We start from the raw sequence: 20,646 nt of genomic DNA, 5'->3' as shown, positions 1-20,646 counted from the left end.
ATCGGCCCCAAAATCAAGGAAAAACAGCCGGGCTTGAATTTGCCGCAGAGCGTGTCAAATGTCGTTCCCATGACAGAGGCATCGACACTCTTCGACGCGGCCGTGATCGGCGGCGGACCGGCGGGACTCGCGGCGGCGATCGCGCTGACGCAGGCGGGCGCGCGCACCGCGCTGGTGGCCCGGCGTGTGCCGTATTCCGACAACCGCACCACCGCGCTGCTGGGTGCCTCCGTCGATCTGCTGGAGAGCCTCGATGTCTGGCCGCGCTGCAAGGACAAGGCGGCCGCGCTCGAGGTCATGCGGCTGGTCGACGATACCGGCCGGCTGTTCCGCAGTCCCGAGGTCCGGTTCTCCTGTCACGAGATCGCGCGCGACGCCTTCGGCTACAACATCGATAACCGCTCGCTGATGCTGGCGCTGGAAGAGCGCGCCGCCGAATTGCCCGGCCTCGTGCGCTTCGACGACGAGGCCGAGAGCATCGTCATCGGCGCCGACGATGTCGCCATCCGCACCGCCTCCGCGCAATTTCTCTCGGCCCGGCTCGTGGTCGGCGCCGACGGACGGCACTCGCTGTGCCGGGAGGCCGCCGGCATCGAGGTGACGCGGCGCGACCTGACGCAGACCGCGCTGACCTTCAACGTCGGCCACGCACGTCCGCATCGCAATGTCTCGACCGAGTTCCACACGCCGCATGGTCCCTGCGTGTTCGTGCCCCTGCCCGGCGACCGCTCCAGCGTGGTCTGGGTCTCGGCGCCCGCGGAGGCCGAGCGGCTTCGCGGCTTGAGCGACGCGGAGCTCTCCGCCGCGATCGAAAAGCAGTCGCATTCCATCCTGGGACGCATGACGGTCGAGCCCGGACGCAACCTGTTTCCGCTGGCGATCGAGCGCCCAAAGTCCTTCGGCCGCGACCGCATCGCGCTGGTCGGTGAGGCCGCCCATGTGGTTCCGCCGATCGGCGCCCAGGGCCTCAATCTCGGCCTGCGCGATGCCGCCGACATCGCCAGGCTCGCGGGCGAAGCGCTCGCGGCGGGACAGGACCCCGGTTCGGACGAGGTGCTCAAGCGTTACGACCGCGCGCGGCGCCCGGATATCCTGAGCCGCACCTTCGCGATCGATATCGCCAACCGCTCCCTGCTCAACGACTTCCTGCCGCTGCAGCCGGTCCGCGCGGTCGGCATGCACCTGCTCGGTGCCATCGGCCCGCTCCGGCGCTTCGCCATGCGCGAGGGTCTGACGCCGACGTGGCGACGCTAGCTGGCGACGCTAGCTAGCTAGCTAGCGCGCATCAGGGGAACGCCAGCCGGCCGGTCTGCAGCAGCCACATCACGCTGGTCAGCGTGACCACCGATGCAAACGTCCCGAGCAGCACGGCAACGGAGGCGGATTCGATCCAGGCGTCGTTCTGCCGGGCGATCACGAACACGTTCAGCGCCGGCGGCAGCGAGGCCATCAGCACGGCGGTCGCAGCCCAAGGCTGCGCGAACGGACCGAACGCCAGCATCAGCCCGAACGCGGCAAGCGGGTGAAACAGCAGCTTGATTGCGATCACGCCCGGCACCTCCCACGGCACCCGGTCGAACGGGCGCAGCGCCACCGTCACGCCAAGCACGAACAGCGCGGTCGGCGCCGCCGCGTTCTGGAGGAAGGTGATGGTGCGATCGAGCGCCACCGGCATCTCGATATGCAGCGATGCGAAGGCCACGCCGAAGCAGGCCGACATGATCAGCGGGTTGAGCACGATCTGCTTCAGCACGACGCCGAAGGCATGCACGATCGAGGGATGATCGCGGTCGGAGAGCTCGATCAGCAGCGGCACGATCGTGAACAGGAAGATGCTGTCGCAGCAGAAGATCAACGCGGTCGGCGCCGATGCCTTGGTTCCGAGCACCGCGAGCGCGAGCCCCGGCCCCATATAGCCGATATTGCCGTAGCCGCCGGAGAGCCCGGCGAGCGTCGCCTCACGCAGCGTCAGACGGCCAAAAACCTTCCCCACGACCAGCGCCAGGGTAAACGCGGCAACCGTCGACAGCGTGGTCGCGACGAGGAACGGCGGGTTGTTCAATTCCGAGAACGGCGTCTTCGACATGATCGCAAACAGCAGCGCCGGCAGCGACACGTAGAGCAGAAAGAAGTTCATCCAGGCGAGGCCTGATTCCGGCAGGGATTTGACCTTGCCGCAGGCAAAACCGACAAAGATCAAGCCGAAATAAGGTAGAGCAAGATTGAGGATATCGGCCATTGATGAAGTGTTTTCTGAAGACCTTGGGGCTATCTGCCCGGCAACCGCGGGTTAATTCCAGACAAGGGCACTAGCATCGGCCACAATCCTGGTCTATCGACGGGAAATGATTAAAGCGCGGACCGCGAAATTCCAGATCGGACAGGTCGTTCGCCACCGGATCTTCTCGTTCCGGGGGGTGATTTTCGACATCGATCCGGAGTTCAACAACACCGAGGAGTGGTGGCTGTCGATCCCCGAGGAGGTGCGGCCCCACAAGGACCAGCCGTTCTACCACCTGCTCGCGGAGAACGCGGAATCGGAATACGTCGCTTACGTCTCCGAGCAGAACCTGCTGCCGGACGATTCCGGCGAGCCGATCCGGCATTCCCAGGTCGCCGAGATCTTCATCAAGGACAAGGCCGGCGGCTATCGCCAGCGCAATCCGTCGCTGAATTGAGTTTCGCCCGATCCGATGGATCAGCAAAAAAGGCGCTCGAACCGAGCGCCTTTTTCATGTCTGGACCTGAACTTCCCGATTACTTCTGACCGGCCGGAGCCGCGCCGGGCGCACCGCCGCCCTGCTCGAGCTTCTTGCGCTGCTCGTCGGCCTTCTTCTGAAGCTCTTCCTGGAGCTTCTTCTGGGTTTCCTCGAACACCTTCGGATCGGTCGGCGGGCCGTCATAGGCCTTCTGGAATTCGCCGGCGAGCGGCAGCGGCAGGGTCAGGGGCGCGCCGTTGGCATTGATTGCCTGGACAACGAGATTCTGGCCCTTCTTCATGCTGTTGATGAATTCGGGCGTGGCCTCGTAATCCGACATGCAGCCGTTCTGGAAGCAGATCACATACGGGCTCTGCAGCGGTGCGTTGTTGTCCACGATGATGCGGGTGCCGTGCACGAGCTGCATACCGAGCGGCAGCGTCACGCGCAGGATCTTCTTGGGCTCGCCTTCCGGCTCGATGATGACCGCCGCGATGACCGGCTGGCCGGACTCGATGCGGCCGTCCTTGCCGGTGAAGCAGACCTGCTTGGCGTTGGCGTCCTGGCCCTTGAGACAGAACTTGGTCCAGGGGGCGTAGATCAGCTGGATCTGCTGATCGGCCGGCTGGGCCGCGCCTTGCTGCGCCGGAGCACCTGCAGCGGGAGCCTGAGCGGGCGCCTGGGCCGCCGGCGCGGGAGCCTTGGGGGCAGCCTTCGGGGCGGCTTTGGGGGCAGCCTTGGGCGCGGCGGGCGCGCCCGGAGCCGGGGTCTGGGCCTCGGCGGCAAACGGAACAGCCAACGCCGTCGCCGTCAACAAGGCGAGAAGTCGCCCGCGCGGCCGGACGGACGCGGCCAAGTAACGGAAATTCATTGCGGAAAACCCTTTCTGAACGGGAAGTGCCCGAACCGCTCCGAAGCGCCGAACCTGGCCGCCTTGGGCGCGGCTCTCTCCCCGTCAATTGAGGCGGATAAGTGACGGGCTCGACGCTCTTGCGCGATTGCCCGCCTTCTTAGCGTGGCCGACGGAAAGATCAATGCCGACAACCATTTTTGACTGCATCCAGACCTGCTCCCGGTGAAATTCCCTGTGATAGGATTCAAGCCCCGCCGGTCCTCGAATCAACGTGTGCCTATGTTCATGTTCCAGCGCCTTTTCGAGGGCTCCGGCGTCCGTCTCTGCGCGTTCGCACTGGCGGTCGCGTTGTCGGCGAGTACGGCACGGGCCGAGGAAGCCCATGCCATCGCCATGCACGGCAAGCCGGCGATGCCCGCCGACTTCACCCACATGCCCTATACCAATCCCGACGCCCCCAAGGGCGACCGGTTGACCTGGGGCATTCTCGGCACCTTCGACAGCCTCAATCCCCTCATCGTCAAGGGATTGGCGGTGCAACAGACGCGAAACTACGTGGTCGAGAGCCTGCTCGCACGCGGCCAGGACGAGGCCTTCACGCTCTACGGCCTGCTCGCCAAAACCGTCGAGACCGACGACGAGCGGAGCTATGTCACCTTCCGCCTCGATCCCCGCGCCCGCTTCTCCGACGGCAAGCCGGTGCGTGCCGAAGACGTGCTGTTCTCCTGGCAGCTGCTGCGCGATCACGGCAGGCCGAACCACCGGCAATATTACGCCAAGGTCGCCAAGGCCGAGGCGCCCGATGCCCTCACCGTCCGCTTCGACCTCACCGGGGCCAACGACCGCGAGCTGCCGCTGATCCTTGGCCTGATGCCGATCCTGCCGAAGCATGCCGTCGATGTCGCGACCTTCGAGGAGACGACGCTGGCGGCCCCGATCGGCTCAGGCCCCTATCGCGTCACGGCGGTGAGGCCCGGCGCCAGCGTGACCCTGACCCGCAATCCCGATTATTGGGGGCGCGATTTGCCGATCAATCGCGGCCTCTACAATTTCGACGAGATCAGGCTCGACTATTTTCGCGAGGCGAACGGCCAGTTCGAAGCCTTCAAGCGCGGCCTCTATGATTTCCGCGTCGAGCACGAGCCGCTGCGCTGGCACGACGGCTATGATTTTCCGGCCGCGAAAAGCGGCGAGGTGATCCGCGACACCATCAGGCCGGGCGTCCCGCAACCGTCCGAATTCCTGGTGTTCAACACGCGCCGTCCTGTATTCGCCGACATCCGCGTGCGCCAGGCGCTGACGCTGCTGTTCGATTTCGAGCTGGTCAACCGCAACTACTTCTTCGGGCTTTATGCGCGCGTCGCCGGCTATTTTGCCGGCTCGGACCTCTCGGCCTATGGCCGGCCCGCCGATGGGCGCGAGCGCGAGCTGCTGAAGCCCTTCTCCGCGCAGATCCCGCCCGACATCATGGACGGAAGCTACCGCCTGCCCGTCACTGACGGCTCGGGACGCGACCGCACCACGCTGCGCGCCGCGCTCAAGCTCTTATCCGAGGCCGGCTACGAGCTCGACGGCACGGTGCTGCGCAACCTCGCCACCAAGGCGCCCTTCACCTTCGAGATGCTGGTCACGACCCGCGACCAGGAACGCATCGCGCTCGCGTTCCAGCGCGACCTCAGGCGCGCCGGAATCGAGCCGAGCGTGCGGACGGTCGATCCCGTGCAGTTCGACCAACGCCGGCTCAGTTATGAATTCGACATGATCCAGAATCGCTGGGACCAGTCGCTGTCTCCCGGCAACGAGCAGTATTTCTATTGGGGCAGCGCGGCCGCGGACAATCCGGGCACCCGCAACTACATGGGCGCCAGAGACCCGGCGGTCGATGCCATGATCGGTGCCTTGCTGGAGGCCCGTGATCATACGGACTTCGTCCCGGCGGTACGGGCGCTCGACCGCGCCTTGATCTCCGGTTTCTACACAATCCCCCTGTTTAACGTATCCGAGCAATGGATCGCGCGCTGGAATCGGATAGAACGACCAAAGGCCACCGCGCTGTCCGGCTACCTGCCGGAGACCTGGTGGTCGCAGCCGCAAGCGAAGTGACGCCGTGAACCAGCCAGCGCCAGCCGTATCGCCGACACTCGACACGCTGTTTCAGCGCACGCTGATGCGGCAGCCGCACGCGCCCGCTTTGCTCGACCCCCTCAACAAGGCCCGCATCACCGGCCATCAGCCGCGGCGGATGACCTATGCCGAGGCAGACACCGCCATCGAGGCGCTGTCGGCGCATTTCGTCGAATCGGGCCTGCCGGCCAATTCCGTCATCGCGATCCAGTTGCCGAATACGGTCGAGTTCGTGCTGACCGTGCTCGCCGCCCATCGCGCCGGGCTCGTCGTCGCCGTGCTGCCGCTGCTGTGGCGCCATGCGGAACTGACCGCGGCGCTCAACCGCACCGCGGCGCGCGCCATCGTCACCATGAGCAAGGTCGACGGCGTCAGCTATGCCGACCTCGCGATGCACGCCGCGGCCGAAGCCTTCTCGATTCGCTATGTCTGCGGCTTCGGCACCGACCTGCCCGAAGGCATGGCCTCGCTCGACGACGTGCTGGCCCGCCCGCCGGGCACAGCGCGCGCGGTGATCCAGGACGGCCGCAAGGCGGCGATGATCTCGTTCGACGTCACCGCGGAGGGTTTTCGCCCGGTGCCGCGGCCGCATTTCAGCCTGATCGCCGGTGGCCTTGCGATGTCGCTCGAAGCCGACATCAGGCAGGGCGCGACGGTGATGGCGGCGTTCACGCCGATGTCGTTCGCAGGCCTCGCCTCCTCGCTCGCGGTGTGGCTGCTGTGCGGCGGCGCGCTGGCGCTGCATCATCCGTTCGAGAACGACGTGCTGGAGCAGCAGATCAACGAGCATGAATGCGAGGTGCTGATCGCACCGGCGCAGCTCGCGCTGCGGCTCGGCGATTCCAACCTCGCGGAACGGCTGCCGAGCTTGCGCAACGTCATCGGCCTGTGGCGTGCGCCCGAGCAGGTGGCCACGAGCGAGGCCTGGACCTCGCCGCATGCGCCGCTGACCGACGTCTACCTGTTCGGCGAGGCCGGCCTGTTCGGCGCCCGCCGCGGTGAGGACGGCATGCCGGTGCCTGTCATGCCCGGCCCGCACGGCGCCCCGCGCGAGCAGTCGGGCTCCTCGATCGCCGGCGAGATCCTGCTGACGCCGAAGGGCACGCTCGGCCTGCGCGGCCCGATGGCGCCGATCGCGGCCTACGCCCCGCCGCAGCCGGCCGGCGACACCCTGATCGCGCAGCCGCCGCGCGACTATGTCGACACCGGCTATGCCGCGCGGATCGACCGCCCCAGCGGCGCGATCTGCATCACCGCGCCGCCCTCCGGCATCATGGCTGTCGGCGGCTACCGCTTCCTCTCCAACGACCTGCAGGAATGGGCGCGGCGGCTCGGCCAGGGCGCCCTGCTCACCGCGCTGCCGGACCGGCTCTCGGGTCACCGGCTGGCAGGCCGGGCCCAGGACAATGCCCGGGCCCGCGAAGCGCTCAGCGAACTTGGCCTTAACCCCCTGATGGTCGAGGCTTTTCGCGACCGCTCCGGGGCGATCTAGGCACAGTTTTGACTGCACCATTGACGCTGCATTAAGGCGGCCGGACTAGATTGCGCAGCATCTGTTGCGTGATCAGAGTGCGAGATGTCCCAGGCGGGCCCGATCCTGTTTGTGTCCGGTGCCGAACGGCCGGCCTTCCTTGCGGCGCTGGACGAGGCGCGCCTCTTTCCCGTGGTCGACAGCGACTGGGCCAGCGCGGCGCGCGCCGTCGAGCAGGTGCAGCCCGCCGTGGTTCTCGCGGCGATGTCCGGCGACCACGAGCCGCACTTGGCGGCGCTCGCGACCAAGATCGCGGACCAATCGCCTTACCTGCCCTTCGTGGCCCTCGATGCGGCGGGCACGCTGCCGCACAACGCCCTGCCCTTTTCGACTTCCTCGCGCAGCGGAAATTCCGACCGCCTGATCGCACGGCTCCGTGCCGCACTGCGCGTCCGCACCCTTCATGCCACCGTGATGCGCCGGCTGCCGGAGGCGAAGGTCGCTCTGCCCGAGGGCGATCCCGTGCGCGACGCCACCGTGCTCCTGATCGGGCGCGGTTCGGCTTATCCCGCGCTTTCCGTCGCACTCGGCGAGCGCGTCGGCGTGGTCGGCGCGCTCTCGATCGAGGCCGCCGCAAAGCATCTCAACACCCGCGAGATCGACGGCGTCGTGCTCGCCGAAGGTTTTACCGCGCGCGTCACCGATGCCTTCCTCACGGTGCTCGCCGAGGACACCCGCTTCCGCAACCTGCCCGTGGTGGTCACCGCGCACCAGCTCGCGCAGAGCTATGACCTGCCCAATCTCGAGCTGATCCCGGGCGAGCCGGCGAAGGTCGCCGCCAATGCGCTGCCGCTGATCCGCCAGCGCGCCATGGAAGGCCAGATGAGCCGCACCTTGCGCTCGATCGATGCCGGCGGCTGGCTCGATCCGCGCAGCGGCCTGCTCACGGTGGAAGCCTTCGCCCGCGATTTCGCCAAGGCGGTCGAGCAGACGCTCGCCCGCGGCGGCGGCCTCTCGGTCGCCCGCTTCGCCTTCGACCCCGGCAATTCACGCGCCCAGCTCGATGCCGCGCGCATCCTGAGCCGCCTGATGCGGCAGATGGATTTCGGCGCGGCGCAGAAGGACGGTTCGGTGATCGTGGTGTTCGCGGAGACCGATTTCCGGACAGCGCACATGATTGCCCGCCGCCTGTCAGCGGTGATGCGGCACACCTCGAACGGCAAGCACGAGATGCGCAGCGATCCGGTCGTCAGCGTCGACTCGCTGTCGCCGTCGGACACGGCAAGATCGCTGCTGGCGCGGCTGTCGGCCGACGCGTCACGGGCGGCGTCGTAGCTACAGCTTCGCAGTCCTAGGTTGGGCAAAGCCAAGCGTGCCCATCACATCCATCCGATAAAAATGGTTGGCACGGCGCAAGGGCGCCTTTGCCCCTACGAAGCTGCCGGCTCGATCGCTCAAGGCATCACGAGCTTGATCTGGCCGTCCTCAACGGCCCCCGTCGCGAGAGCGTCGCGCGCCATCTTCTCGACGGCCGGCCAGTTCGTCAGCAGGTATCTCTGCGCCTGCACTTTGGTGGGAAAACTGGTTTGCAGAATACAGCTCTGCCGCGCGTTCCCATTAGCGATCAAAAAGGATACCGCTTGGGGCCCCTCCCTGAGCTCTTGCTCAGTGGGCTTGGGAAGCTTGCGCATGCTGTTCCTTCTGGGGCTCAGCGAACCGGTACGGCGACCCCGGAAGCCAGATCGGCGGGAGCCGTCCCGGCCGCGATCTTCCTGACTCTCGACAGTTGCTCCGGCTCGAGGCCGGGCTGCGTATTGCGGACAGCCTCGGTCAGCATCAGGCGAAGCTCTGCCTTGCTCATCGGTGCTTGTCGCGTGGTCGACTTCTGCCAATTGCTCATGGAGTCTATATGGGTATCTTCACGCGAAATGCCAGCATTCGCATGCTTATTCGCAAAGAGGCGGCAGGCGTCGCAAAAAACCCGCGGCCGATGAACGGTCGCGGGTCAAGAGATCCGAAGCTCTGCCAGTACATCCGTGGTCAAAGCAACGTCATTTCGATTGCGGCGGCCTAGTCGGCCCGCAGATTCTCCGCAGCAGACTTGCCGGTGCGGCGATCTGCGACGATTTCGAAGGAAACCTTCTGCCCCTCGTTGAGGGTGCTCAGACCGGCGCGTTCAACGGCGCTGATATGAACGAAAACGTCCTGGCTTCCCTGGTCCGGCTGAATGAATCCGAAACCCTTTTGGCTGTTAAACCACTTCACAGTTCCCGTCGTCATGGGGGTCGTCCTTTGAGATAGATAAGCGTTTGACCGCGCTGAAAAGCGCGGTCCGTGTCGTCGAGATCTGGAGGGAGGGTCGTCAGTCAGGCGCGCTTGAAAGCGGCGAGGCCAAGTCGTTCGGCCGAAACTCGATGATCACAACATAGGGACTGTTCGACCATTCCGCAAGAGATCATTTCGTTGCCGGAATCGACGCCCCTCCGCATCGCTCTGGCTGCGTCGCCTCTCGCATCGAAATAAGCGATTACGCCGCCTTCTTGCTCTGCGCAAGTTGCGCGAGCTGCCGCATGATCTCGGTGGTGCCGGCGAGGCGTTCTTCCGGCGTCTCCCAGTCCTGCAGGAACACCACCTTCATGTCGGGCCGCACCTTGGCGGCCTGGCCGTAGCTGCGGATGAACGACACCAGGCGGTCGGGATGCGCAAAGGAATTGTCGCGGAAGGCGATGACGGCGCCCTTTGGGCCAGCGTCGATCTTCCCGACATTGGCCTGGCGGCAGAATGCCTTGATGGCGGCGACCTTGAACAGATAGCGCACCTCGTCCGGCAGCACGCCGAAGCGGTCGCGCATCTCGGCGCCGAAATTCTCGATCTCCTCCTCGCTGTCGAGATCGGCGAGCCGCCGATACAGCGACAGCCGCACCGAGAGATCGCCGACATAGTCCTCCGGAATCAGCACGGGCATGCCGATGGTAATCGACGGCGACCAGCGGTCCGCCGCGGGCTCGGAGACGCCGGCCTTGAGGTTGACGATCGCCTCCTCCAGCATCGACTGGTAAAGCTCGAAGCCGACCTCCTTGATGTGGCCGGACTGTTCCTCGCCGAGCAGATTGCCCGCGCCGCGGATGTCGAGGTCGTGCGAGGCGAGCTGGAAGCCTGCGCCCAGCGTCTCCAGCGATTGCAGCACGGTGAGCCGGCGTTCGGCCTGCGCCGTGATTTTCTGCTGCGCCGGCAGCGTGAACAGTGCGTAAGCCCGCAGCTTGGAACGGCCGACGCGGCCGCGGAGCTGATAGAGCTGGGCAAGGCCGAACATGTCGGCGCGGTGCACGATCAGCGTGTTGGCGTTGGGAATGTCGAGGCCGGACTCGACGATCGTCGTCGACAGCAGGATGTCGAACTTGCCGTCGTAGAACGCGGTCATGATGTCCTCGATCACGGCGGGCGGCATCTGGCCGTGCGCGACCGCGACCTTCATCTCAGGCACGTTCTTGTCGAGGAAGTCCTTGACCTCGGCGAGGTCGTCGATGCGCGGCACCACGTAGAAAGCCTGGCCGCCGCGATAGCGCTCGCGCAGCAGCGCCTCGCGGATCATCAGGGGATCGTGCGGGGCGACGAAGGTGCGCACCGCGAGGCGATCGACCGGCGGCGAGGCAATGATCGAGAGCTCGCGGACGCCGGTGAGCGCCAGTTGCAGCGTGCGCGGAATCGGCGTCGCCGACAGCGTCAGCACGTGCACCTCGGCGCGAAGCGCCTTCAGCCGCTCCTTGTGGGTGACGCCGAAATGCTGCTCCTCGTCGACGATGACGAGGCCGAGGTCGCGGAACTTGATCGCCTTGCCGAGCAGCGCGTGGGTGCCGACGACGATGTCGACGGAGCCATCGGCGATGCCCTTCTTGACCAGGTTGAGCTCCTTGGCCGGGACCAGGCGCGAGGCCTGCGCCACGTTCACCGGAAAGCCCTTGAAGCGCTCGGTGAAGGTGCGGTGATGCTGGCGAGCCAGCAGCGTGGTCGGCACCACGACGGCGACCTGCTTGCCTTCGAGCGCGACGGCAAAGGCCGCGCGCAAGGCGACTTCCGTCTTGCCGAAGCCGACGTCGCCGCAGATCAGCCGGTCCATGGGACGGCCGAGCTCGAGATCCTTCAGGGTGGATTCGATCGCCCCGAGCTGGTCCTCGGTCTCGTCATAGGGGAAGCGCGCGCAGAACTCGTCGTAGAGGCCGGGCTGCACCGGCAGCTTGGGCGCCTCGTGCAGATGGCGCGCGGCGGCGATCTTGATCAGCTCGCCCGCGATCTCGCGGATGCGGTTCTTGAGTTTCGCCTTGCGGGTCTGCCAGCCGGAGCCGCCCAGACGATCCAGCTCGACCGCGGTCTGGTCGGAGCCGTAGCGTGACAATAGCTCGATGTTCTCGACCGGGAGAAACAGCTTTGCCTCGGCGGCATAGTGCAGCTCGAGACAATCATGCGGCGCGCCGGCGACGTCGAGCGTCTGCAGGCCGACGAAGCGGCCGATGCCGTGATCGGCGTGGACGACGATGTCGCCGGCGGTGAGGCTCGTGATCTCCGAGATGAAATTGTCGAGCTTGCGGCTGGCCTTGCGTGGCCGCACCAGGCGGTCGCCGAGGATGTCCTGCTCGCTGATGATGGCGATCTCGTCGGTCTCGAAACCGGCCTCCAAGCCGAGTACGGCGAGCATAGTCTCGTTGCGCGGGGTCGCCTGCACCGTGCGCCAGCTGTTGACGCTGGTGGTGTGGGTCAGCTTGTGGTCGCGCAGCATCGAGGTCATGCGGTCGCGCGAGCCTTCGCTCCACAGCGTGACCACGACCTTCTTGCGCTGGGCATGCAAGGCCATGACGTGGCTGACCACCGCCGCGAACACGTTGACGCTGCTGTCGTTGCGCTCCGGCGCGAAGTCGCGGCCCTTGCGTGCGCCGGCATCGACGACGCTGGAGCCATCGGCCGGCACGGAAAACTGCGTTAGCCGCGCCAGCGGGATGTCGCCGAGGCGCCTGGTCCACTCCTCCTCGGTCAGGTACAGCCTGTCAGGCGGCAGCGGCTTGTAGATGGCGCCGCCGCCGGGAAGCTCCATCGCATCGCGGCGGGCCTGGTAATAGTCGGCGATCTGCTTGAAACGCTCGCGAACGGCGTCCTCGGCCTGCGGCTCGATCGCGACGGCGGCCCCTTGCAGATAGTCGAACAGCGTGTCCATGCGGTCCTGGAACAGCGGCAGCCAGTGCTCCATGCCGGGATGGCGGCGGCCTTCGCTGACGGCCTCGTACAGCGCATCGTCGCGCTCAGGCGCGCCGAACTCGGCGACATAGCCCATGCGAAAGCGGCGGATGGTGTCGGTGACGAGCTGGAATTCCGAGATCGGCACGAGGTCGAGCGCGCGCATGTCGAGCAGCGTGCGCTGGGTCTCCGCGTCGAAGGTGCGGATCGATTCCAGGCTGTCGCCGAAGAAATCGAAACGAACCGGCTGGTCGAGGCCGGCCGGAAACAGGTCGAGGATGCCGCCGCGCACGGCATATTCGCCGGGCTCGCGCACAGTCGAGGAACGGTTGTAGCCGTTGTGCTCGAGCCAGGCGACGATGGTATCCATGGGCACCACGTTGCCGGGCGCGACCGACAGCGCCTGCGCCGCGACCAGCTCGCGCGCGGGCACGCGCTGCACGATGGCGTTCACCGTGGTCAGCACGATCAGCGGCTTGTCGCTGCCGGTCAGCGGCGCCAGCCGCGCCAGCGTGGTCAGGCGCTGCGCCAGGATGCCGCCATGCGGCGAGACACGATCATAGGGCTGGCAGTCCCAGGCCGGGAACTGCAGAACCGGCAGATCGGGCGCGAAGAATTGCAGCGCGCGTTCGAGCTGCTGCATCCGCGCCCCGTCGCGGCAGACGACGGCAAGGCTGACCGTCGGCTTCTTCGGCCGCGCCGCGATGGCGCGCGCGAGATCGGAGATGACGAGGCCCTCGGCGCCCTCGGCGACGTTGGCAAGCGTCAGCGCGCGGCCGGGCGTCAGCAGCTCGGCCGGCGACTTCGAACCAGGTTTCATAGATCGCCGTCCGTAATCGGAAACGCCTTGATGCGGGCAAACAGCGGGCCGGTGACATGAGCCGGCAGCACCTTGTCACCGGTGATGGCGGCATAGAGATCGGGATCGGACTCCTCGAGCAGGGTCTCGAGCTCGGTCAGCTCATCGTCGGACAGATTGCCGATCTCGGCATCGGCGAAGCGGCCGAGGATCAGGTCCATTTCGCGCGTGCCGCGGTGCCAGCAGCGGAACAGAAGCCGCTTGCGGCGGTCGTCCAGCCCGTTGCTCGATCGTGTCGTTCCCGTCATGTCTCTGATCCAGTCAAACGCCGAAAGCCCGGACATGCCGGGCCGGGGTGATATAGCCATTGCGACCGGCTGTGTCAGCCCGCGATTTGCGCTTTCGACCTAGTCTGGCTCGCCACCGCCGCAGGCCACGAAAAAAGCCGTGGATGCCCGGCATAAAGCCGGGCATGACGGGGCGAAACGATCCTAGATTCACCTGATGCGCCCCAGCCTGCTCAATCCGCTGTTTGCTCCCGTGACCAGCCTGCCCGGCGTCGGTCCGAAGCAGGACAAGCTGCTGCAGTACCTGCTCAGCCGCAACGAGACGCCGCGGCTGGTCGATCTGCTGCTGCATCTGCCGAGCCAGGTCATCGACCGCCGGGCCCGGCCGAAGATTCGCGACGCCGTCCAGGGAACCATGGTGACGCTGGAGGTCACCGTCGACCGTCAACGCCCGCCCCCGCCCCGCAACGCGCGCGCGCCATATCTGGTCCATGCCAGCGACGACACCGGCGACGTCGTGCTGACGTTCTTCCGCGCCAAGCCCGGCTATGTCGAGAAGCTGCTGCCTGTCGGAGAGAAGCGCTTCATCTCCGGGACGCTGCAGATGTATGACGGCATCCCGCAGATCGTGCATCCCGATCGCGTGCTGGACGAAGAGGCGATCTCGAAACTCTCTGGCATCGACCCGGTCTATCCCCTGACCGAAGGCCTCGCGCTCGGCTCGCTGCGCCGGGCGGTCGCGCAGGCGCTGCAGAAGCTGCCGGCCTTGCCGGAGTGGATCAGCCCGGAGGTGATGCGCCGCTGCAGCTTCCCGCCGATCACTGAAGCGCTCAATCGCGTGCATCAGCCGATCGAGCTTACGGACATCCTGCCCGAGAAACCATTCTGGTCGCGCCTTGCCTTCGACGAGCTGCTGGCCGGCCAGCTCGCGCTCGCGTTGATCCGCGCGCAATTGCGCCGCCCGGCCGGCGTGCGCAACGCCGGCGACGGGCACCTCCGCAGCAAGATCATCGACGCCCTGCCCTATGCGCTGACGCTGTCCCAGCGCGAAGCGGCCGCGGCGATCGCCAATGATCTGCAGCAGCCCGTGCGGATGCTGCGGCTGCTCCAGGGCGACGTCGGCTCCGGCAAGACCGTGGTCGCGCTGCTCGCTGCCGCCGCCGTCACGGAGGTCGGCAAGCAGGCCGCACTGATGGCGCCGACCGAAATCCTGGCGCGCCAGCACATCAAAACCATCGCGCCGCTCGCCGAGCGTGCGGGGATGCGGGTCGCGATCCTCACCGGCCGCGAAAAGGGCAAGGAGCGGCGCGAAATCATCGCGCAGCTGGCGGAAGGCGAGATCGACCTGCTCGTCGGCACGCACGCGCTGATCCAGGACGATGTGATCTTCCATGATCTCGCGCTCGCCATCGTCGACGAGCAGCACCGTTTCGGCGTGCGCGAGCGCCTCGCGCTGACGTCCAAGGGCGAAGCGGTCGACGTGCTGGTGCTGAGCGCAACCCCGATCCCGCGCACGCTGGTGCTGACCTATTTCGGCGACATGGACATCTCCGAGCTGCGCGAAAAGCCCGCCGGCCGTCAGCCGATCGAAACCCGCACCATTTCGATGAGCCGCCTCGGCGAGGTCACCGACAGCATCGGCCGCGCGCTCGAGGCCGGTAAACTGGTCTACTGGATCTGCCCGCTGGTCGAGGAATCCGAGGCCGAGGGCACCGAGCACCTCACCAACGCGACAAAACGCTTCGAGAGCCTGCAGCAGCGTTTCGGCGATCGCGTCGGCCTCGTCCACGGCCAGATGAAGGGCACCGAGAAAGACCGCGTGATGGGCCAGTTCGCCGCCCACGAGATCGGCCTGCTGGTCGCGACCACCGTGGTCGAGGTCGGCGTCGACGTGCCTGCCGCCACCATCATGGTGATCGAGAATGCCGAACGCTTCGGCCTTGCCCAGCTGCATCAGTTGCGCGGCCGGATCGGACGCGGCTCGGAAGCCTCGACCTGCCTCTTGCTCTACAGCGAGCCGCTCGGCGAGATGTCGAAGGCGCGGCTGAAGGTGATCCGCGAAACCACCGACGGTTTTCGCATCGCCGAGGAGGATCTGAAGCTGCGCGGCGAAGGCGACGTGCTCGGCGTGCGCCAGAGCGGCCTGCCCGGCTACCGGATCGCGCGCCCGGAGGTCCACGGCCAGCTCATCACCCAGGCGAGAGACGAGGCGCTGCGCATCCTCAAGGACGATCCGAAGCTCAAGGGCGAGCGCGGCGAGGCGCTGCGCTGCCTGCTGTATCTCTACGAGCGCGACGAGGCGATCCCGTTGATCGGCGCCGGTTAGCCTGCTGCCCTTCGGCGCCCGACTTCGTAAGCTGCTACATGCGCGCGGGCCAGATCCAGCAGCGGCGTGTCGATGCCGAGCGTGCGGGCACGGTTGGCCATATCGCCGAGAATGTGCTCCGCCTCCGTGATCGAACCGCGCTCGATATCGCGCAGCATCGAGGCCTTGAGCGGCGAGTCCAGGGTAGTGAAGAGTTTTCGGTCAAACTCGATGAACGGCGCGCGCGGCTCAAAGCCCGAAGCCGTCGCGACGGCGCAGCACTCCGCGAACAGGCGGAAGATCGACTGCTCGCCGTTCGGCACGGCCAGGATGTCGCCGATGCTCGCGCGCATCAGGCAGGTGATGCCGGCGAGCGTCGAGAGCTGGACGAACTTCTCCCACATGTCCTGCATGATCGCTTCGCTGGCGCGCACGTCGATACCGGGAACGTGGAGCAGTGTCTCCAGCGCGAGCGCCCGCTCGCTCAGCGAACCATCGATCTCGCCGAAGACAATGGTCTGATTGGCCATGAATTGAACGACGCGCCCCTCCGCATCGAGCCCGGCACTGACATTCGCGAGCCCGCCGAGGACGCGGCTCGCGCCGAACCGCGCGGTCAGGGCGTCGATATGTTTCAACCCGTTGAGGATCGGCAGGATCATCGTGCTGGACCCGACGGCCGGCGCAAACTGGCTCATGGCGTCGTCGAGCGAATACGCCTTCACGCCGACGAGCACGACGTCGAACGCTTCCTTGAGATCGTCAGCCACGATGAGTTTCGGCTGCACGGCAAAGTCGCCATGCGGGCTCACGACCTGCAGTCCATCCCGGCGCAGTTGCTCGGCGCGCTTCGCGCGAACAAGGAAGGTCACGTCGCCACCGGCCCTGACCACGCGAGCGCCGTAATATCCTCCCAGCGCTCCCGCGCCGATGACGAGCAATCTCATTCGAACTCCCATTCCGGCTTCAGCAGAAACAATAACAGATGGTACCCGCGACGTCTCCTCCCCGTCATTGCGAGCGCAGCGAAGCAATGCAGAGTCTTTCCACGGAGACAGTCTGGATTGCTTCGCTGCGCTCGCAATGACGCGTGGAGAGAGCTTGTTTAGAAGCTGCCCCCTTCCCCTCGACTGGATTTGAATTCAGGGCTTGGGTCAGCTCTTCTTCCGCGCGATACCTGCCGCGAATGCCTTCATCAACTCCGTATCCGCCGCCTCACCTTTCGCGTCGTCAGCGAGATGCTCGAACCAGCGCGCAAATCCCTCGTAGATCTGGCTGGCGGGATGATCGGGTCCAAGGAAGCCGGAAATCTCCCGCATCTCCGCGACCCAGCGATAGGCTTTCGGGATCATGTCCGGCAGGGCCACTTCGAGCCGGGCCAGAACGGCCGGCTGGCTCAGCGCGAGCTCGTCACGTAGCGCGTCCGCCGCGCCCGCCTTCGTTGCCGCGACCACCATGGCCGAGCCGATGCCGGCGAGGCCCTTGACGATGCCGGCATAGGACATCTTGAGCGCGGAGGCCGCGCCGACCGGTCCCTCGACGATCCGAACGTCGAGGCCAAAATCCTTCAGCACCGCAACGTCCCTGGCGTGCTCGCCCGACAGGTAGAACGCCGGGCTCTTAGCCCCGGGCTGCGGCGGGAAGCCGATGATCCCGCCATCGACGAACGGGGCCTGCGCCGAGCCGATGATCTCCTCGATCCGCTGCACGGTGTCGACATTGACGGCGTTGCAATCGACCACGACCGGCTTCTTCTCGCGCCGGATGATCATCGCCGCCAGCCGCTCGGCCAGCGCCACGGCCTCGCCCGGCGGCACGATCGAAAGGATGATGTCGGCATCCGCGATCGCGTCGTCCTCGGCGCCGATCATGCCGGCGTCTGCGGCACGTTTCAGCGTGGCTGCACTGCGCCCCTTCAACGACGTCAGCACGCGCGCGCCATTCTCGCTGAGGCGGCGGGCCACCGCGCTGCCCATGGCGCCGGGCGCGAGGATCGCAATGGTTTTGGACATCGTGCACTCCAAGTCGAATTCCGAGCGAGGCGCTCAGGTCAACCGGAACACTAGCAGAGGATGCGAACGCCCGCGTGACCGACCGCCATCCGAAACGGGAATGGCCCTACTCCACCTTCGCAGGCTGGGGCTGGAGCGCGGCCGCATTGGCGATTCGCGCGGCATTCGCCATGCCCGCGAGCGCGGCGGCCTTCTTCGGGTCGGGCGCGGCGCCGGGCTGCACCACGCCGGCCGACATGATCAGGGTCGCGGCATCCTCGGTGCTCATATCGACCTCGACGATCTTGCTCTTGGGCACGTAGAAGAAGAATCCCGTGGTCGGGTTCGGCGAGCACGGCAGGAACACGGAGACGTGCTCCTCCTGCCCCGGAAGGCTGCGCGCGACCTCTTCGTTCGGCGATTGCGAGATCAGCACGATCGACCACATGCCGGGCGAGGGAAACTCGACCAGGCCGACTTTGCGGAAGCTCGAGCCCTTGCCCGAGAACAGCGTCTCGAACACCTGCTTCAGGCCGCGGTAGATGGCGCGCACGGCCGGGATACGGCCGAGGAAGGTCTCGCCGACATCGACCAGCGTTCGGCCGATCAGGTTCGCCGCGAGAAAGCCGACCAGCGTCAGCGTGAAGAATGCGACAATCAGTCCCCAGCCGGGAATGACGTACGGCATATAGGTTTCAGGCCGATAGGCCTGCGGAATGAACGGTCGCACCACACCATCGACCCAGGTGACGAACCACCAGACCAGATAGAAGGTGATCGCGACCGGCCCGGTGACAACGAGGCCGGTCAGGAAATAGTTACGGAAGCGGCCGATCAGGCCGGTATGCGGTTCGGGCGCAGGATCAAGCGGCGCAGGCGTGTCGTCGCGGGCGGTCATTCGGGTTCCAGGTCGGTCGCTGCAGTCAAGCTAGGGTCTTCTAGCAGGTTTTGGAAGACCACCTAGCGTTCCGGCCGGATCCCTTCTGCCTATTCCACGGTCACCGATTTCGCGAGGTTGCGCGGCTGGTCGACGTCAGTGCCCATGATGACAGCCGTATGGTAGGCGAGCAGCTGCACGGGGACGGCGTAGACCATCGGCGTGAACGCCGCCGCCATGTCGGGCATGACGATGGTGACGAGGGATTCGACCGTCGCCTCCTCCGCGCCCTTGGCGTCCGTCATCAGGATGATCTTGCCGCCGCGCGCGGCGACCTCCTGCATGTTGGAGACGGTCTTTTCGAACACCCGGTCGTAGGGCGCGATCACGACGACCGGCATGGTCTCGTCGATCAGCGCGATCGGGCCGTGCTTGAGCTCGCCGGCGGCGTAGCCCTCGGCGTGGATGTAGGAGATCTCCTTCAGCTTCAGTGCGCCTTCGAGCGCCAGCGGGAAGCTGGTGCCGCGACCGAGATAGAGCACGTCGCGCGATTTCGCGATCTCGCGCGCCAGCTTCTCGATCTGCAGCTCGGTGGTCAGCGCATCCGACATCAGGCGCGGAATCTCCACGAGACCATGAACGAGCTTGGTCTCGTCCTCGTCGGACAGCTCGCCCCGGGCCTTGCCGGCCGCGATCGCGAGATTTGCCAGCACCATGAGCTGGCAGGTGAAGGCCTTGGTCGAGGCAACGCCGATCTCGGGGCCGGCCAGCGTCTGCAGCACGGTCTCGCTCTCGCGCGCGATGGTCGAGGTCGGCACGTTGACGACGGCGATCGTGTGCACGCCTTCGGCCTTGGCATAGCGCAGCGCGGCCAGCGTGTCGGCGGTCTCGCCCGATTGCGAGATGAAGATGGCCAGATCGCCCTTGCGCAAGGGCGCCTCGCGATAGCGGAATTCGGAGGCGACATCGACCTCGACCGGCACGCGCGCAAAGCGCTCGAACCAGTACTTTGCGACGAAGCCGGCATAGCTCGCGGTGCCGCACGCGGTGATGTTGATGCGCTGGATGGTCTTGAAGTCGAACGGCAGCTTGACCGGCAGCGCGACGCGTTCGGTCGCCATGTCGACATAGCGCGCCAGCGTATGGCCGACCACTTCCGGCTGCTCGTGGATTTCCTTGGCCATGAAGTGGCGGTAATTGGCCTTGTCGACCAGCGAGGTCGAGGCGGCGTGCTTGATCTTCTCGCGCTGGACGGCGTGGCCGTCCTTGTCGAAGATCGTGGCGCTCTTGTGGGTCAGCACCACCCAGTCGCCGTCCTCGAGATAGCTGATCGTGTCGGTGAAGGGGCCGAGCGCGATGGCGTCGGAGCCGAGATACATCTCGCCGTCGCCGTAACCGATCGCGAGCGGCGGGCCGTTGCGGGCGCCGATCATCAAATCGTCCTCGCCCGCGAAGATGAAGCCCAGCGCGAACGCGCCGCGCAGCCGCGCCAGCGTCAGCTTGACTGCTTCGACCGGCTTGTTGCCGCGCCTCAGCAGGTCGTCGACGAGATGCAGCACGATCTCGGTGTCGGTCTGGGTGTGGAAGACCGTGCCCTTCTTCTCGAGCTCCTCGCGCAGCTCGCGGAAATTCTCGATGATGCCGTTGTGGACCACGGCGACACGCTCGGTCGCATGCGGATGGGCGTTGTTGACGGTCGGCTTGCCGTGGGTGGCCCAGCGGGTGTGACCGATGCCGGTCGTGCCCTTGAGCGGCTCGGCTTCGAGCCGCTTCTCCAGATTCTTCAGCTTGCCCTCGGCGCGTCGGCGCTCGAGATGCTTGCCCTCGAGCGTGGCGACGCCCGCGGAGTCATAGCCGCGATATTCAAGACGTTTGAGCGAATCCACCAATTGCTCTGCAACCGGCTGGCGCCCGAGAATGCCGACAATCCCGCACATGCGGATCAATATCCCCCAAATCGTCGAAAAATCGCCTAAACGACGCGCTCGGTTTTTAGCGAAGTTCGTAAGGAACC

At 66.2% G+C, this 20,646-nt stretch carries 18 protein-coding genes; 7 read left to right on the top strand and 11 right to left on the bottom strand.

Annotated elements, in window-relative coordinates:
- Positions 1–69 precede the first annotated feature (69 nt).
- A complete protein-coding gene (locus tag F8237_RS32420) occupies positions 70–1,254 on the top strand; it encodes a UbiH/UbiF family hydroxylase (RefSeq protein ID WP_151650143.1) in 1,185 nt (394 codons plus the stop codon).
- A gap of 31 nt (positions 1,255–1,285) precedes the next feature.
- Here the strand turns inward: F8237_RS32420 and F8237_RS32415 are convergent, their stop codons facing one another.
- Entirely contained in the window at positions 1,286–2,239 is a 954-nt protein-coding gene (locus F8237_RS32415; RefSeq protein ID WP_151650142.1) for an AEC family transporter, read from the bottom strand.
- A gap of 106 nt (positions 2,240–2,345) precedes the next feature.
- Between F8237_RS32415 and hspQ the strand changes: the two genes are divergently transcribed.
- Positions 2,346–2,678, top strand: coding sequence for a heat shock protein HspQ (gene hspQ, locus F8237_RS32410; protein WP_015686013.1), 333 nt, complete (start codon positions 2,346–2,348; stop codon positions 2,676–2,678).
- 79 nt (positions 2,679–2,757) lie between these two features.
- On the opposite strand, the gene F8237_RS32405 is transcribed toward hspQ, so the two are convergent.
- A complete protein-coding gene (locus F8237_RS32405) occupies positions 2,758–3,570 on the bottom strand; it encodes an invasion associated locus B family protein (RefSeq protein WP_151650141.1) in 813 nt (270 codons plus the stop codon).
- 261 nt (positions 3,571–3,831) lie between these two features.
- On the opposite strand from F8237_RS32405, the gene F8237_RS32400 reads away from it, so the two are divergent.
- From F8237_RS32400 to F8237_RS32390, 3 genes are all read left to right on the top strand, one after another.
- Positions 3,832–5,655, top strand: a complete 1,824-nt coding sequence (locus F8237_RS32400; RefSeq protein WP_162006438.1) for an extracellular solute-binding protein — start codon at positions 3,832–3,834, stop codon at positions 5,653–5,655.
- Positions 5,656–5,659: 4 nt separating this feature from the next.
- Positions 5,660–7,168: a class I adenylate-forming enzyme family protein gene (locus tag F8237_RS32395; RefSeq protein WP_151650139.1), complete on the top strand. Its 1,509-nt coding sequence runs from the start codon at positions 5,660–5,662 to the stop codon at positions 7,166–7,168.
- A gap of 84 nt (positions 7,169–7,252) precedes the next feature.
- Entirely contained in the window at positions 7,253–8,482 is a 1,230-nt protein-coding gene (locus tag F8237_RS32390; protein ID WP_151650138.1) for a GGDEF domain-containing protein, read from the top strand.
- Positions 8,483–8,601: 119 nt separating this feature from the next.
- Here F8237_RS32390 and F8237_RS32385 read toward each other — a convergent pair whose 3' ends face one another.
- On the bottom strand, positions 8,602–8,838 hold the full coding sequence (locus tag F8237_RS32385) for a hypothetical protein (protein ID WP_151650137.1): 237 nt from the start codon (positions 8,836–8,838) through the stop codon (positions 8,602–8,604).
- 17 nt (positions 8,839–8,855) lie between these two features.
- Positions 8,856–9,008 carry a hypothetical protein gene (locus tag F8237_RS36005; protein WP_154696378.1) on the bottom strand — a complete coding sequence of 51 codons (153 nt, stop codon included), beginning with the start codon at positions 9,006–9,008 and terminating at the stop codon, positions 8,856–8,858.
- 48 nt (positions 9,009–9,056) lie between these two features.
- Between F8237_RS36005 and F8237_RS36000 the strand changes: the two genes are divergently transcribed.
- Positions 9,057–9,221, top strand: coding sequence for a hypothetical protein (locus F8237_RS36000; protein ID WP_154696377.1), 165 nt, complete (start codon positions 9,057–9,059; stop codon positions 9,219–9,221).
- On the opposite strand, the gene F8237_RS32380 is transcribed toward F8237_RS36000, so the two are convergent.
- The 3 genes from F8237_RS32380 to F8237_RS32370 form a co-directional block, all read right to left on the bottom strand.
- On the bottom strand, positions 9,218–9,427 hold the full coding sequence (locus F8237_RS32380; RefSeq protein ID WP_151650136.1) for a cold-shock protein: 210 nt from the start codon (positions 9,425–9,427) through the stop codon (positions 9,218–9,220). The two genes, F8237_RS36000 and F8237_RS32380, sit on opposite strands and share 4 nt — an antisense overlap.
- Before the next feature lie 247 nt (positions 9,428–9,674).
- Positions 9,675–13,193, bottom strand: coding sequence for a transcription-repair coupling factor (gene mfd, locus F8237_RS32375; RefSeq protein WP_151650135.1), 3,519 nt, complete (start codon positions 13,191–13,193; stop codon positions 9,675–9,677).
- Positions 13,190–13,480 carry an FAD assembly factor SdhE gene (locus F8237_RS32370; RefSeq protein ID WP_151650134.1) on the bottom strand — a complete coding sequence of 97 codons (291 nt, stop codon included), beginning with the start codon at positions 13,478–13,480 and terminating at the stop codon, positions 13,190–13,192. The genes mfd and F8237_RS32370 overlap by 4 nt, the downstream gene beginning before the upstream one ends.
- A gap of 196 nt (positions 13,481–13,676) precedes the next feature.
- On the opposite strand from F8237_RS32370, the gene recG reads away from it, so the two are divergent.
- The gene (gene recG, locus F8237_RS32365; protein ID WP_151650133.1) at positions 13,677–15,785 is read left to right on the top strand and encodes an ATP-dependent DNA helicase RecG; all 2,109 of its coding nucleotides are present in this window, start codon (positions 13,677–13,679) and stop codon (positions 15,783–15,785) included.
- On the opposite strand, the gene panE is transcribed toward recG, so the two are convergent.
- The 4 genes from panE to glmS form a co-directional block, all read right to left on the bottom strand.
- A complete protein-coding gene (gene panE, locus F8237_RS32360; protein ID WP_151650132.1) occupies positions 15,782–16,711 on the bottom strand; it encodes a 2-dehydropantoate 2-reductase in 930 nt (309 codons plus the stop codon). The genes recG and panE overlap by 4 nt on opposite strands.
- Positions 16,712–16,918: 207 nt before the next feature.
- On the bottom strand, positions 16,919–17,776 hold the full coding sequence (locus tag F8237_RS32355) for an NAD(P)-dependent oxidoreductase (RefSeq protein ID WP_151650131.1): 858 nt from the start codon (positions 17,774–17,776) through the stop codon (positions 16,919–16,921).
- A 106-nt stretch (positions 17,777–17,882) separates the two neighbouring features.
- The gene (locus F8237_RS32350; protein WP_151650130.1) at positions 17,883–18,653 is read right to left on the bottom strand and encodes a DUF502 domain-containing protein; all 771 of its coding nucleotides are present in this window, start codon (positions 18,651–18,653) and stop codon (positions 17,883–17,885) included.
- A gap of 89 nt (positions 18,654–18,742) precedes the next feature.
- On the bottom strand, positions 18,743–20,569 hold the full coding sequence (gene glmS / locus F8237_RS32345; RefSeq protein WP_151650129.1) for a glutamine--fructose-6-phosphate transaminase (isomerizing): 1,827 nt from the start codon (positions 20,567–20,569) through the stop codon (positions 18,743–18,745).
- Between the last annotated feature and the right edge of the window lie 77 nt (positions 20,570–20,646).

It is taken from the genome of Bradyrhizobium betae (genome assembly GCF_008932115.1).
In the GTDB taxonomy this organism is placed as follows: Bacteria; Pseudomonadota; Alphaproteobacteria; order Rhizobiales; family Xanthobacteraceae; genus Bradyrhizobium; species Bradyrhizobium betae.
The sequence above is the reverse complement of the archived record's forward strand: the minus strand, read 5'-3'. Positions and strand labels throughout refer to the sequence as shown.

Bases quoted from the DNA above. Each gene is read 5' to 3' on its own strand.
- F8237_RS32420 (WP_151650143.1), top strand. From the start codon at position 70: ATGACAGAGGCATCGACACTCTTCGACGCGGCCGTGATCGGCGGCGGA.
- F8237_RS32415 (WP_151650142.1), bottom strand. From the start codon at position 2,239: ATGGCCGATATCCTCAATCTTGCTCTACCTTATTTCGGCTTGATCTTT.
- hspQ (WP_015686013.1), top strand. From the start codon at position 2,346: ATGATTAAAGCGCGGACCGCGAAATTCCAGATCGGACAGGTCGTTCGC.
- F8237_RS32405 (WP_151650141.1), bottom strand. From the start codon at position 3,570: ATGAATTTCCGTTACTTGGCCGCGTCCGTCCGGCCGCGCGGGCGACTT.
- F8237_RS32400 (WP_162006438.1), top strand. From the start codon at position 3,832: ATGTTCATGTTCCAGCGCCTTTTCGAGGGCTCCGGCGTCCGTCTCTGC.
- F8237_RS32390 (WP_151650138.1), top strand. From the start codon at position 7,253: ATGTCCCAGGCGGGCCCGATCCTGTTTGTGTCCGGTGCCGAACGGCCG.
- F8237_RS32385 (WP_151650137.1), bottom strand. From the start codon at position 8,838: ATGCGCAAGCTTCCCAAGCCCACTGAGCAAGAGCTCAGGGAGGGGCCC.
- F8237_RS36005 (WP_154696378.1), bottom strand. From the start codon at position 9,008: ATGAGCAAGGCAGAGCTTCGCCTGATGCTGACCGAGGCTGTCCGCAAT.
- F8237_RS36000 (WP_154696377.1), top strand. From the start codon at position 9,057: ATGGGTATCTTCACGCGAAATGCCAGCATTCGCATGCTTATTCGCAAA.
- F8237_RS32380 (WP_151650136.1), bottom strand. From the start codon at position 9,427: ATGACGACGGGAACTGTGAAGTGGTTTAACAGCCAAAAGGGTTTCGGA.
- mfd (WP_151650135.1), bottom strand. From the start codon at position 13,193: ATGAAACCTGGTTCGAAGTCGCCGGCCGAGCTGCTGACGCCCGGCCGC.
- F8237_RS32370 (WP_151650134.1), bottom strand. From the start codon at position 13,480: ATGACGGGAACGACACGATCGAGCAACGGGCTGGACGACCGCCGCAAG.
- recG (WP_151650133.1), top strand. From the start codon at position 13,677: ATGCGCCCCAGCCTGCTCAATCCGCTGTTTGCTCCCGTGACCAGCCTG.
- panE (WP_151650132.1), bottom strand. From the start codon at position 16,711: ATGAGATTGCTCGTCATCGGCGCGGGAGCGCTGGGAGGATATTACGGC.
- F8237_RS32355 (WP_151650131.1), bottom strand. From the start codon at position 17,776: ATGTCCAAAACCATTGCGATCCTCGCGCCCGGCGCCATGGGCAGCGCG.
- F8237_RS32350 (WP_151650130.1), bottom strand. From the start codon at position 18,653: ATGACCGCCCGCGACGACACGCCTGCGCCGCTTGATCCTGCGCCCGAA.
- glmS (WP_151650129.1), bottom strand. From the start codon at position 20,569: ATGTGCGGGATTGTCGGCATTCTCGGGCGCCAGCCGGTTGCAGAGCAA.